The organism is Pararhodonellum marinum, from assembly GCF_015354735.1.
In the GTDB taxonomy this organism is placed as follows: Bacteria; Bacteroidota; Bacteroidia; order Cytophagales; family Cyclobacteriaceae; genus Pararhodonellum; species Pararhodonellum marinum.
The window spans coordinates 24,774-38,831 of record NZ_JACEFJ010000004.1; the positions used below are offsets into that span (position 1 = coordinate 24,774).

The 14,058-nt window shown below is 39.9% G+C and carries 11 protein-coding genes; 3 read left to right on the forward strand and 8 right to left on the reverse strand.

The features are described 5' to 3' along the window. Nucleotides 1–17: 17 nt before the first annotated feature. On the reverse strand, nt 18–1,331 hold the full coding sequence (locus H1A14_RS09390; protein WP_228527707.1) for a hypothetical protein: 1,314 nt from the start codon (nt 1,329–1,331) through the stop codon (nt 18–20). A gap of 180 nt (nt 1,332–1,511) precedes the next feature. On the opposite strand from H1A14_RS09390, the gene rbfA reads away from it, so the two are divergent. The 3 genes from rbfA (at nt 1,512) to H1A14_RS09405 (ending at nt 6,329) form a co-directional block, all read left to right on the forward strand. Then, nucleotides 1,512–1,892, forward strand: coding sequence for a 30S ribosome-binding factor RbfA (rbfA, locus tag H1A14_RS09395; protein WP_194776002.1), 381 nt, complete (start codon nt 1,512–1,514; stop codon nt 1,890–1,892). A 12-nt stretch (nt 1,893–1,904) separates the two neighbouring features. After that, complete coding sequence (locus H1A14_RS09400; protein WP_194776003.1) at nt 1,905–3,128, forward strand: FtsX-like permease family protein; 1,224 nt, start codon at nt 1,905–1,907, stop codon at nt 3,126–3,128. Nucleotides 3,129–3,395: 267 nt separating this feature from the next. Beyond that, nucleotides 3,396–6,329 (forward strand): DEAD/DEAH box helicase, encoded by a 2,934-nt coding sequence (locus H1A14_RS09405; protein WP_194776004.1) that lies wholly within the window; start codon nt 3,396–3,398, stop codon nt 6,327–6,329. On the opposite strand, the gene H1A14_RS09410 is transcribed toward H1A14_RS09405, so the two are convergent. The 7 genes from H1A14_RS09410 to secDF form a co-directional block, all read right to left on the reverse strand. Next, nucleotides 6,326–7,390 (reverse strand): Gfo/Idh/MocA family oxidoreductase, encoded by a 1,065-nt coding sequence (locus H1A14_RS09410; RefSeq protein ID WP_194776005.1) that lies wholly within the window; start codon nt 7,388–7,390, stop codon nt 6,326–6,328. The two genes, H1A14_RS09405 and H1A14_RS09410, sit on opposite strands and share 4 nt — an antisense overlap. Before the next feature lie 28 nt (nt 7,391–7,418). After that, nucleotides 7,419–8,045, reverse strand: coding sequence for a response regulator transcription factor (locus H1A14_RS09415; RefSeq protein WP_194776006.1), 627 nt, complete (start codon nt 8,043–8,045; stop codon nt 7,419–7,421). Beyond that, on the reverse strand, nt 8,042–8,839 hold the full coding sequence (locus H1A14_RS09420) for a sensor histidine kinase (protein ID WP_194776007.1): 798 nt from the start codon (nt 8,837–8,839) through the stop codon (nt 8,042–8,044). The genes H1A14_RS09415 and H1A14_RS09420 overlap by 4 nt, the downstream gene beginning before the upstream one ends. A 144-nt stretch (nt 8,840–8,983) precedes the next feature. Further along, nucleotides 8,984–9,664, reverse strand: a complete 681-nt coding sequence (locus H1A14_RS09425) for a hypothetical protein (RefSeq protein WP_194776008.1) — start codon at nt 9,662–9,664, stop codon at nt 8,984–8,986. 6 nt (nt 9,665–9,670) lie between these two features. Next, nucleotides 9,671–10,084 (reverse strand): hypothetical protein, encoded by a 414-nt coding sequence (locus H1A14_RS09430; protein WP_194776009.1) that lies wholly within the window; start codon nt 10,082–10,084, stop codon nt 9,671–9,673. A 48-nt stretch (nt 10,085–10,132) separates the two neighbouring features. Further along, nucleotides 10,133–10,822: a hypothetical protein gene (locus tag H1A14_RS09435; protein ID WP_194776010.1), complete on the reverse strand. Its 690-nt coding sequence runs from the start codon at nt 10,820–10,822 to the stop codon at nt 10,133–10,135. A 208-nt stretch (nt 10,823–11,030) separates the two neighbouring features. Next, nucleotides 11,031–13,991: a protein translocase subunit SecDF gene (gene secDF, locus H1A14_RS09440; protein ID WP_194776011.1), complete on the reverse strand. Its 2,961-nt coding sequence runs from the start codon at nt 13,989–13,991 to the stop codon at nt 11,031–11,033. Between the last annotated feature and the right edge of the window lie 67 nt (nt 13,992–14,058).

Below are 14,058 nucleotides of genomic sequence, written 5' to 3' on the forward strand. Positions count from 1 at the left end.
TTGCAATTTCCGGTGGATTAGGGAATTATTTCATAAATCCCAGGTGATTTCTTTTGATACAAGTCCTGTAAAGGCTGGATCCTTTCCATCATCCTTTCAAAAGTCCCCTCTTCGTCAATGATAAATCTTGGTTTCTCCAGCATCATGTACCGGTAGATGACAGACATGTCCTGGAGACTTTCAAAATCCAACAAAACTCTTTTCGAAAGGTTGTAATTTAAGAAAGGCCCACCCAGTTTTGCCTTTCTATAATAAGCTAGATCATTTCCCAGAACCAAAACCCGCTCTCCGGCAGTAAAGTCATATTGTGATCCTGATTTCACCACATAGGGGTGTTCGGGGTTTAGTTTGATGTTTTGATAGGCCCAAATGTATCCCACCATTGGCGTTCCTAAAAAGAAAAACCAGAAAAGAATCTGCTGAAGTTTCTGCTTTTGGAGAAATAGGAAAACCTGCGAAATGAAATAGGTGAGTCCCGGCAACAATACCATCCATTGGTAAGGAGTCCTTCGGTTTGAAAGAAAAACCGAAAATAAGGCAAAAATCAAAAAGATTAATATCAATTGTTTTTGTTTCTGTTGGTTGACTGTTATTGATTTCAACACTGTCCCCAAAAAGAATCCTATCACCACAAAGATTCCCGGTATGGCAAAAAGAAGCACAATATCCAGAAAAGTCACAAATTTGTAAGCTTCCAACACCCTGGTGGCAAAAACGAATTCGTAAAGAAAATTATCCAAACCATCTTTCCAATAATAGTATATTCCGCAGATCAAAAAAGGCTGGACATAGCCCACCAAGGAAAGAATCAATTGATTGAAACTGAAACCGCTCACTGCAATCCCAGCAAAAACCAAAAAAGGGAGAAAGACAATGAGTGGGAAATGGAAGCAGGCAGCTGCCCCTCCAAAAAGGCCAGCCAACAAGACCGAATCAGTACCTTGCTGTTGAAGGACCGTCTGAGAAAAAAGCTGTCCCAACGCCAAGACAATAAAGGTGGTGCCCATCAGGGCTGGGGAAAGGGTAAAAAAATCGAAAGACAAATGGAAGAGCACGATCATCACAAGTGCAGGAATATACGTATTCAGCTCAAATGACTTGTATCGGATGAATAGTTGGTTGACGTAAAAAGTTTGAAATAAGATCAGAAGAAAAGCCAGCAATTTATAGATAAAATACGATCGTCCAAAAAGCTCATGAAGCAACCAATATACCGTCACAGAAAAAGGTCCGTTGTCATCAATGACATCGGTGTACATGGTGTAACCTTCGGCTAAACGTTCCCCAGTCAACATCCACACCAATTCCGGGTTAAGCAGTGGAAAATTCATGAAAAGATAAGGAAGGCTTAGCAAGCCTAAAATTAGGACGATACCAAACAATCTAAAGGGATCATTTATTCTGAAAAAACTCAGCAACGGGCGGTAAATTAAGTGGGTTATTCAATCAAGATGTACGAAATTAACCGTTACTCATTTAAATCACTAAATTTGTGACAATATTTATTTATCATGGAAAGCAAAAGACAATTAAAATATTCAAAGCTCATTCAGAAAGAATTGGGGGAAATTTTTCAGAGGGAAGCCAAACCCCTTGTGGGCAATGCCATGGTCACAGTGATTCGGGTTGAAATGAGTCCCGATCTTTCTGTAGCCAAAGCAAACCTGAGCTTTTTGTTGGCAAATAACGAAGAGTTGTTTGAAAGAATCAACAACAGCAAAAAAGAAGTCAGGAAGTTTCTAGGGAGAAGGATAGGGAAAAACGTTAGGATCATTCCTGAATTGGTGTTTTTGATGGATGATTCGGCTGCCTATGCCCAACACATGAATGAAGTAATCTCAAAGTTGGACATACCGGAATCGGAAGCTGATGATGAAGAAGATGATCAATAAACGGCTGTCCTTTTGAATTTATCATTTTTCATAGCGTCAAGGTATTTCCGAAGCAAAAAGAAACGGAATTTCATCACCATACTGTCCCGTATTTCGATGATAGGGGTAGCTGTTGGCACCATGGCTTTGGTTATTGTGCTCTCTGTTTTCAACGGTTTGGAAGACTTGATCCGAGGGCTATATGCTTCTTTCGATCCTGAACTGAAGATTGAAGCTACATTGGGTAAATCTTTTGTCTTAGAAGAGGGCCAATTTCAACAATTACAGCATACCGAAGGGGTTGCTGTTCTCACTGAAGTGATCGAAGACAATGCCCTGATTGGTTACAATGGGAACCAACTTGTAGGAACGATAAAAGGAGTTTCGGAAAACTTCTTGGAACAGGGCAGATTTTCCAAAGGTTTTTTTTCGGGAAAAATGACTCTGGGTACAGAAAATCAACCGGCAGCCATTGTGGGTAGAGGTGTTGGCTATTTTCTATCGGTAGACCCAGAAAATGAATTTGAGTTCATGCAGCTATATTACCCCAAAGCACCCCCATCAGGGACCATAGATCCTCGGCAGATGTATAACCGTGAAATCATCAAGCCAGTAGCCTTTTTCAGTATTGAGAAGCAATTCGATGATGAATATGTGATTGTACCCCTTGCTTTTGCTCAGAATTTATTGGATTATGGCGAAAAGAGGACCTCACTAGAGGTGAAGGTTGCAGATGGATACAGCATTCAGGCAGTCAAGAAAAAGTTGAGAGAAATTCTGGGAAATGAATTCACTGTCAAGGATACCGATGAGCAACATGCTGGGTTGTTGAGGGCAATTCAACTCGAAAAGTTGTTTGTCTTTGTGACCTTGACATTTATACTTGCTATTGCTTCTTTTAACATCTTTTTTTCATTGTCGATGTTGGCCATAGAAAAGAAAAAGGACATTGCTGTTTTGTATGCCATGGGTGCCAATAGTCGATTGATCAAATCCATTTTTTTAAAACAGGGCGCCATCATTGCTTTTTCTGGAGCAAGCATTGGATTGGTCCTTGGGTTTCTGATCGTTTGGCTTCAGGATACATTTGGGTTGGTATCCTTAGGGGTGATTTCCTCTGTAGTGGAAAGTTACCCGGTCAAAATGATCTGGACTGACTTTTTCTTTACCAGCCTGAGTGTGATTGCCATTACTTTTTTGGCTGCCTATCGACCTGCTTTGATTGCTTCTAAAGTCAACACATTAGAACAATTGTAAGGCAAACGGCATAATTTGCATCGAAAGATTCTTGGGATGTTTTGGTTGACCATTCACTTTCAATCATAAATACAATACTAAATAGGAATATTATAAATTACATAAAATCAATTCTTATCCTGTTATTTTAATTATGCAAATACTATAATCAGGTATTAAGTAAAAATAATTTTAAATAGTTAAGATTATTCATTATTTTGCAAGCTACATTCTCTCATAAAATTTGATATTTCCCGGCATTACCACTCTTTAAGCCAATAATCATACATGAAAGTATCTGCAGAAGAGCCATTTGAAATCATTTATGCGCTTTTTAGCCATGAGTACCTTGGCATCTTGTTTGAATCATTTGTGATTCAATTGGATGAAAAGGGGAGGCTTTCTTTTGCCCACCAAAACATCTCCTATAAAAATGCCTCTGATTTTTCCAATGGCCTTGATCAAACCGATTTTGAATTGATCAAACTGATGGATAGCATGCAGCAGGAGGCCATAGTCAAAAAATTCAATACCAAGAATCTCAAGCCAAAGGATTATCTTAGAAAGATTTACGATGAAAAAACGGGGAATAAGTCCATTCAGGATCTTATAGATATCAAACTGGAGTCCACAAGATCCAAGATCCTATCTATTTTGGGGAATAAGAGACTCTTTGAAATGGGTAATGACGGCAATCCCATATGGAAGGAAATTGACATCATGCCGGATAAAGCGTCTGTGCTTTTTCATTTTAGAAGGAATGATGACAACACCCACTATTTTCCTACTATAAAATATCGCGGAGAAAAACTTGACTGGCAGTACAGAGGAAGTTACCTGATCTGCAAGGAGCCTGCATGGCTGGTGGTCGAAAATAGGCTCTACAGTTTTGAAAAAGACGTGGATGGAAAAAAGTTGATGCCTTTTTTGAATAAAAAATTCATAGTCATTCCCAAGACGGTTGAACATTCTTATTACGAAAAATTTGTCACTCAACTCGTCGCTTCTTTTGATGTGTATGCCAAAGGCTTTGACATCAAAGTAGAACGCAACCAACCCAAGCCAGTCTTAAGTATTTCTGATTTACCCTCAAGTCCTAAAGCGGACTTGTTCGGAAACAAAATGGAAGATGCAGATGAAGAGGATGATCAGATTGTGTTTGATCTCAAATTCTCCTATGGCAATTATACCTTTCGATCGGAAGAAAAGGTTTCCAACAATGTGAAGCTTGAGCAACTTGGGGACAATTACATTTTTTACAAAGTAGTAAGGGATCTGGAAAAGGAAAAGTCATACGGGGATTACCTACAGCAACTCGGCCTCCCGGTGAATGCAACGAAGATATCTCTGGTAAAATCAAAGGCTTTTGACTGGATCAACATCAATCGGGATAAGTTGGAGGGATTGGGGGTCAAAATCCTTCAAAACAACTTGGAGCAAGGCAGACGCTACTTTATGGGAGAGTCCAGTATCAAGGTTGAACTGAAAGAAAACATTGACTGGTTCGATGTGCATGCGGTGATCAAATTTGGGCCTTATGAGATTCCATTTTCCAAAATCAGAAAATTATTAATCAAAGGGAAGTCAGAAATTCAGCTTCCAAATGGAGAAATTGCCGTCATCCCGGATTCATGGTTCGTGAATTATGGAGACATTTTCGCCTTTTTGGAAGACCATGAGACCGTCAATGATAAATTGGTACTTAAAAAACACCACCTTGCCTTGGCCCAAGAGCTTCAGTCCGGAAATCTGGTAAAGCTGACCTTGAGCAGAAAGTTGGAAAAACTACGGGATTTTAACAACATTGAAGAATTTGAGCTTCCCGAGGCCTTCCAAGGAGAACTGAGACCTTACCAAAAAGCAGGGTTCAATTGGCTTAAATTTCTCAATGCGTATCGTTTTGGAGGATGTCTCGCTGACGATATGGGCCTTGGAAAAACCGTACAGACTTTGGCCCTTCTTTCCAGCGAAAAGGAACTTCACGGAAGGAAAACCTCCCTGTTGGTTATGCCTACCTCCCTGATTTACAACTGGGAACTGGAAGCAAAGAAATTTACCCCCGATCTTAAAATATTGGTATATACAGGTTCGCAAAGAATAAAAAGCAATGAACGGTTCGTTGACTATGACCTTGTGCTTACTTCATATGGCATCACAAGGCTTGACATCGACATTCTATCGGACTATTACTTCAATTATATCATTTTGGATGAATCCCAAGCCATAAAAAATCCTGGGAGTATCATTTCTAGAGCAGTCAATAAATTGTATTGCAAGCATAAATTAATTCTGACTGGCACGCCTGTGGAAAATGGGACGATGGATTTGTGGTCACAAATGAATTTTATCAATCCTGGCTTATTGGGCACGCAAAGCATGTTTAAAAAGCAATTTTTGCAACCCATTGAAAAAAAGAATGATAGGGTAAAGGCGCATAAACTGCATGCGATCATCAAACCATTTATTCTAAGGAGGCTAAAAAACCAGGTGGCAACAGATTTGCCTGAAAAAGTCATCAATGTGAAGTATGCTACCATGACACCAGAACAGGAAAAAGCATATGAAAAAGTAAAGTCCTATTACAGGGAACAGATCGTCAACGAGATGAGTTTGACAGGGCTTAAAAGACAACAATTTACCTTGCTTCGAGGGCTTACCCAACTGAGGCAAATTGCCAATCATCCCAAGCTGACCGACAGGAATTATGATGGAGGATCAGGGAAATTGGAGGATGTGACACACATGCTGGGCTCTACAGCCAGTGAGGGTCACAAGGTGCTGGTATTCAGTCAATTTGTGCGCCACCTCAACATTGTCAGGGAATATCTCGATGCGCGTGGAATGGCTTATGCTTACTTGGATGGGGCTACGAAAGACCGACAGGCACAAGTTGAAGAATTCCAAAAAAATGATGAGGTTAAAATATTTTTGATATCGCTTAAAGCTGGTGGAGTAGGGTTGAACCTTACAAAAGCAGAGTATGTCTTCCTGTTGGATCCTTGGTGGAATCCGGCAGTGGAAGCCCAGGCAATTGACCGTGCACATAGAATAGGTCAGGAAAACAAAGTCATCATCTATAAATTCATCACCCGCAATACCGTCGAAGAAAAAATCATGGCCCTTCAAGAAAGGAAAATGGCATTGGCAGGGGAATTGATCAGCAATGAAGAAAGCTTTATGAAAACCCTCAGCAGGGAAGATGTGGAGGCTTTGCTGGATTAAGCGTAGTATTTATCGATCAATCCAATCTCCTGTTTATAAATCCGACGACCTTCTTGATGGCTTAATCTAGCGGCTTCCATAATTTTCAGGCAATTGATGGATTCCCAAGGCTTGACCTGCAACTCAGCTTGGTTCAAAATCACATCGGCGATGTTGTGGTAATATTTTCTGTAATCTCCGATTTCTGTTGGATAGGTAGCTGGTTCCTCTCCATTGAGGTAGATTTTCCCCCAAGACTTTTCATTTTCTTTTCCCCAATCCGGTCCTAATGGTGGATTACCAGCTTTGAATGCGACTTCCTGGACATCCAGACCAAACTTTTGGTAAGAACCCTTATCCCCTAAAACCAGAAATCTGGGCGTAGGCGCATTGACCAATACCCCGGCAGTCAACCGAGTTTTGATGGGGCCAAATTGAATGGAAATATCAAAAAAGTCATCTACAAGCGCCTCTTGTCTTGTGGTTGAAATCTCTGCATACAACCAATCCGGAGATCCAAAAAGGACTAAGACCTGATCAATAAGGTGAGAACCCAGGTCATAGAGAATGCCACTACCAGGTACAATTTTCTCTCTCCAGTTTTCTTTTGGTATGGGTCTAAACCGGTCAAAGTGTGATTCAACATAGGCAATTCTCCCGAGTAAGCTTTCCGATAACAATTTCTTTACGGTGAGAAAATCCCCATCCCATCGTCGGTTTTGATAGGTGCTCAACAATAAATTTCTGGATTTGGCTAAGTCCCAAAGTACTTGTCCCTCTGATGACTTGATGGTCATAGGTTTATCGATTACCACATGTTTTCCTGCTGATAAGGCCTGTTGGGCTTGATCAAAATGCACCTCATTTGGAGTGGCTATGACAACCAATTCTATGGATTTATCAGCCAATAGTCCTTCCATGTCTTTAAATAGCCTGATGTGTGGATATTTTTGAATGGATTGGTCTCCGCTGCGTTCCAAAACCCCATATAATTCCAAAACATCATGAAAGTGAATCAGTGGGGCATGCATGCTTTGAGCCACTGAACCATAACCAATCAGAGCCGTTTTGATTTTTTTCATCTAAAAACTTATAGAAATCTTTGTCGAATTAAATGTCCAATTCTAAAACTATCTTGAGAAATTCCAAGGATGAATTGATGCCAAGTTTTTTGTACATGTTCTTGCGGTGTGTTTCTACCGTATAAACACTCAAGTAAAGATCATCGGCAATTTCCTTATTGGTCTTGCCTTGTTTGAGCATCCGAATGATCTGTATTTCTCTCTTGGACAGCTTGTATTTTAACTTATATGCATCGAAGTAACCATCATCCTCGGCTTGTTTCAACACCTTATCAAAGCTGATGATGTGGTTGTTTTCCAGCACTTCATGAATGGTATAAATCAATTCATCTGGATCTGCATCTTTCAAAACATAAGCATCAATACCTTGTTTGATGCATTTTTTGAATATTTCCTCTTCATCGTACATGGACAAGACGATGATTTTGCACTTTAACTTTCTTTTTCGGATTTCTTGAATCACACCTAATCCATCTATTCCCGGCATATTCATGTCAGTCAGAACCAGGTCAACTTCATGGTTTTCCAAATAATTTAACAGATCCCCTCCAGTTTGAAAGATTCCCAAAACCTCAAGATCCTCCACTTGGTCTAGTAGATTAGCTATACCTTTGGCGAACATCTTATGGTCATCAGCGAGTACTATTCCAATCATGATTTCATTAATTCCGTTCCAGTTGAGGCCATTTGCTTGATGGGTAATTCAAGTTTGACGGTGGTACCTTTTCCAATTTGAGAAGTTAAATTAAATGCTCCTCCGATGGTATGCATGCGGTTTTTAAGGTTGGTGAGACCGGAACCTTTACTTTTTTGGGAGTAGTCGAATCCTTTTCCGTCATCCATGATATGCAAAGTAAATCTTTCTGGCTCATATCTAATGGAGATATGGATAAGTTTGGGAGCGGCATGTTTGATGGTGTTTTGGAGAGATTCTTGAATGATTCTGATGATCACGATCTTATCGTTCTGCTCCAAAGGAAAAATTTCTTCACCGGTCACTTCAAATTTCGCATCACAAAAGCCCGATTTTTTGATTTTTTCCAGTTCCAGCTCAATGAATTCTTCCAGGGAATATTTTTCTGTCCAGTTTAGGTTGAGTGTTTTGGACAGGCTCCTTACTTCTTTTATGGCTTGGTTGAGCAGGATTTTACTTTGGGAAACCTGTTCAGGATTTGGGTTATTCAGATTCAACTTAGTCAAGGATAAAATCTGGCCAATGTTATCATGAAGCTCTTGACCTACATAAATGAGCGTTTGCTCCTGTATCTCTTTTTCGACATGGAGGATCGTTTTCTCGTACTCTGCCTGTATGGCTTTTACTTTCTGTTGATTTTTGATCTGCCTTTGCCTGTGGTAGATGACCATGATAACAATAAAAGCGACCAGCAGCAACATCAAGAAAAATCCAAGAAGAATGATGATAAATAGTTCTGAACCGCTGCTTTCCATCTAACCTGTACCTGTTTATTTTCCAGCAAATTAGTGGAATCCATTTTAAAAACAAACGGTTCTTCGGCAATCCAGGAGGCAAAGGAATGATGAATTGATTTTCAAAGAAATATTCTTTTCTACGTCAGGAAGCCAACCACTGGGTCAAAGGGATTTTGAAGTGGAGGTGGATTTGCCAAAAACCGGTAAATAATAGGCCATACCAAACACCAGATACATGATGACACCGAATATTTTCAGGATAAAATTCAATTGATCCCAAAGCCTGTAATCCATTTGATCCAATTGCAGTCCCATACTGACAAAATACAAAAAGGAAGATGAGTAAAAGAAGAAGATAAAGGTGGTTACCCAAAAAACAGGAAGAGTCAAAAGATTTTGATCCAGGTACCAGTTTTTATAAATAATGCAAAAGAAAAAATAAATGCAACAACAAATGATCAGCATACTACCTGTTGTATAGGAATCAGTGTGAAAGCTTTCCTTGTTTTTTAAAAAAAAGAAATTGATCAAACCCCATAAAGCAAACAGAACCATGCCTGCGAAGATCCATTTTTGGGTCTTGGATTCTTCTAATACTACTTTAAAAAAAAACAATATCAACAAGGTTTCCAGGTAAACAAAACCAATGTTATAGATCCACAAATTATTGATTCCCCGTATTCCAAAATATTTTCCTGTTAACTCCACTACAGAAATCAACAAGAGGATACTGAAAATGATCCGATGCTGTTTTCTGTATTGACCCAATTCTAAAAAGAAAAGGGGAATGCTGAGAAGCATTCCCAAAACTATTGTGATGTTGTACCAATTTAGGAAATCCATAGGAAATTATCGGTTACAGGAGGGAGGACAAATATTACCTCCATTTTGGGTGCCACCACCTCCTGAACCTCCTCCCATTCCTCTTGCTTGAATCACCTCATCATCCACATCAATGATCTCTTCTCCTTCTCTGTTAGCAGCAGCCAAGGCCAAAGACACCCTGCCTTCGTAATCTTCTCTTAGTTTTCTGTCTTTTGGAATCAGGTCTAGGTTTTCTTTGTCATATTGGCCAAAATACATTTTGATTCCTCCTGATTTTTTGTCGGTCATATCCAAAAGTTTCTGAATAAGATCCCGATCAAAAAACACCCAGTCCGTTTGTTCTTCAATCTCCTTTCCATCAAATCCCTTTGCTTTTTGGAATTTTTTGGCGGATTTGTCATAGACTTCCCTGAATTGTGCTAATTGTTCTCTGGTCATGATTTCTGAATGTTAAGTTAATTATTTAGAATTTGGTAAATATTAATTTCATAAAGCATCAAGATCCTGATCTGCATGGATTGTTTTTTGGTAGATCATTGGGATAAAATAGGCCAAACCAAAGGTCAAATACATGATACCAGCCATTAATCTGTTGAAACCAAAGATTACTTTCACATTGGCGATCACCATTTCCGGAAAAAACTGATATGTACCAAATACCAATAATGCCTCAATATAAAAAAATATGATGAAACAATTGATCCAAAAATGGGGCAATGTCAACAAGTTCTCTTTGGGATAAAAACGTAGGTTGATGATGTCAAGAAGCAGATTCATGGAGAGGTATATAATGAGCATACCAAAGGGCAAAAAGGAATAAAATTGGAAAACCTTATCTATCTGTTGAAAAAACATTGAATTCACCATTCCCCAAATCAAAAGCATCATAGCAATTTGGAAAATCCGCTTTTGAAACTTTCGATCTTTTTTGAGGGTGAAATAGTAACCGATTAGCATGAATGATTCCAAATAAATCCAGCCTAGGTTATAAAGTAAGGTATTGTTTATTCCTTTACGAGCAAAAAAACTGCCTGAAAACTCCATGGCCATGACAATACAAAGTATTCCTAAAATTACTTTTTGGGAATGATCGGGAGGGGTGTTTTTCTGAAAGAAGTAAACCAATCCGGAGATCAGACTGATTACGAGCAATATCAAATAGAGATTTGGCCCCATTTATCGATTTTGAATGAAAAACTGATGACATCGTGAATAATAATGCAAGATAAATAGGATATTAAAGTGCTGAAATACCCAATTCACGGTATTTTTTTCAAAAAACAGCTGATTTTTAATCGTTTATAGGTAAAAAATCAAAAAAAGCCGGGAATTTTTCCCGGCTTTCAACATTTATCCCGAATAAAGGGAAAGAACTTTTTTCAATTTAGGCTACTTTTTTCACATCCTCTGCAGCTTCTTTGCTCAGTTCTCGTCTCATTAAGTCTACGACGATCGGAGTGGCGATATAAATGGAGGAATAAGTACCCACCAAAACACCAATAAACAATGCAAAAGAGAAACCCCTTAAAACCTCTCCACCAAAAATCAGAAGGACTATCACCACTATCAATGTGGTAAACGAAGTAATCAATGTTCTTGCCATGGTTTGGTTGATGGCATCATTGAACATCTTGACCAATTTTGAGGTACCTCGATTAGAGATGTTTTCCCTGATCCGGTCAAATACAATTACGGTGTCATTGATGGAATAACCAACCACAGTCAACATGGCTGCAATAAACACCTGGTCAATTTCAAAATTTGCACCCAGAAGACTTGCGATGGCAAAGGCAGCCACTACAAACAAGGTATCGTGGATCAAAGCTATGATGGATGCCAAAGAGAATTGCCATTTTCTGAACCTCAACAAAATGTAAAGGAATATCGCTACCAAAGCAAAGAACATGGCTTCCATAGATGATTTTTTGATGTCATCTGCTACGGATGCACCTACCTTGGAGGAGCCTGTAATGGTGAAAGAGGTTTCGTCTATCCTGTTGGCATTGTCGATAAATGTCAATCCGGTAACGGTACTGATTCCTTCTTTGATTTTACTTTCCACTTCCCTGTTAGAAGCATCATCATCTTCGTTGATGAGGTAAGAAGTCGTAACTTTTACGATGTTGTTACCCCCATAGGATTTCACCTCAACGGAGCCATCCAATTCCTGATCCAGACCTACCTTTAAGTCAGAAGCTACTACCGGTTCACTGAATTCCACAATGTAAGAACGGCCTCCTGTAAAATCCACTCCGAATTTCAATCCACTGGTCAAAGCAACGATTAAGCCTACCACTATGATACCTGTGGATATCAAATAAGCGACCTTTCGCTTACCCAAGAAGTCTATGTTCAGGTTATTCAAGAGGTTTCTGGAGAAAGGAGTACTGAAGGAAATCCTGCTCTTGTCCCCTTTTTTGCTCAACCAGTATACAATAACTCTTGTGATAAATACGGCAGAGAAAAAGGAGGAGGCAATGCCGATCATCAATACGATCGCAAACCCCTTGACTGGTCCCTGACCCAGGGCATATAAAATAGCACCGGTAAGGAAAGTGGTCACATTGGAGTCCAAAATGGCACTGAAAGCCTTGTCATAACCTGAGTTAATGGCTTGCAGCAGTCCGGCCCCGTTTCGCAATTCTTCTTTGATCCTTTCAAATATCAGCACGTTGGCATCAATGGACATACCTATGGTCAAAACTATACCTGCAATTCCAGGCAAGGTGAGCGCTGCACCCAACTGAGCCAAAATCCCCAGGATAAAGAAGATGTTGAAAATAAGTGCTGCAATCGCCACAAAACCTCCTGTGGCATAATAGGCTACCATAAAGAGTACAACAATGACCAAACCTGCAACCATCGAGGTGATCCCTTGTTTTTGAGCTTCTTTACCCAATGTCGGCCCGATTATGGCCTCTTCTACGATTTTGGTAGGAGCGGGAAGCGTACCTGATTTAAGAATATTCGCTAAATCCTTGGCTTCCTCAATAGTGAAGTTACCAGTGATCTCGGATTGTCCTGATGGAATTTCTCCCTGCACAGTCGGGGCAGTATATACATAGTTGTCCAAAACGACAGCTATTCTTCTACCAATGTTGTCTGCCGTGAGTTTCCTCCACCTTCTAGCACCCTCAGAATTCATTTGCATGCTGACGGCGGGTCGTGAAGTTTGGTCTAAGGTCTGTACTGCATTGGTGATCACATCACCTTCCAGCGGTGCCTGCTCAAAACCTCTGTTGGCCTTGATGGCATGCAGTTCAAGCAGTTCTAAGCCGTCCGCCTTTTGAGGCTTGACAGACCAGAGTAACTTAATGTCTTTTGGCAAAAGGAATTTGATATCTTCTCTGGCAAAGATCCGATTAATCGTCATCGTATCTTTGACTTCATATACCAGCCCATAATTGGCTTTCAATAGAGAAAATAACGGAGAAGTGCTGGAAGTAAATTCATCATCCCCTGTGCCTTCTGCCAGCTGTCTTTCCAATTCAGTGGTCAGAGAGTCCAGGTCAGATATGTCCTCTCCACCATCTTCAGAGACCATCTTTTGCGCTTCTTGTTCTGCGACCAAAGTGGAATTGATTGATTCAAGCGCACTACCGTACTCATTGATTTCAGCCACTTCCCAAAATTGTAGCTTGGCCACACCTTGAAGCAGATTTCTGACTCTTTCGGGATTGTCCACTCCAGGAAGTTCTATCTGAATCCTACCTGATCCTTGAATTCGTTGTATGTTGGGCTGAGACGTTCCAAACCTATCAATTCTTGTCCTAAGAATATTGAATGAGCGTTCTATGGCATTTTCTATCTCTGAATCAATGATGCCCAAAATATCAGCATCAGAGCTTTCCAGAGAGATCCTGCCCCTGTTAGCTGCAGTTGCGAAAATGGTATTAAGTTTTTTGTCTCCTGCCTTCTCATTCCAGACATTGTAAAAAATATTGACAAATTTTTCGTTGCTGGTTTTTGCTCTTTCCTGAGCCTCGTCAATAGAAGCAAGGAAAATTGGATCCTTGCTGTTTCCGGAGAGTCCTTTTACAATTTCAATGGGAGAAACTTCCAAGGTCACATGCATACCACCCAAAAGGTCAAGGCCAAGTCCCAATTCAGTTTCTTTTACTTCTTGGTAAGTGAACGGTGCTCCAAGAAAGCTGTATACAGGTTCTCTCCAGACGGAATCCAAATAGGATTGTCTTTTGGAGAAGTCTACGTTGCCAATATCATCTGTGGCATAGGCATCAGCTGATTTTTGGACTTTATTCGATACCAATGTAAATGACAGGTAGTACAGACACAAGGCTGTGATGACTACGGTCAAAAACACGATGACACCTTTGTTTCGCATAGTTGTAATGAATTAATATAAATGGTTAATTTGATTATAAATGACGGCTAAGCATGACCTGAACAGG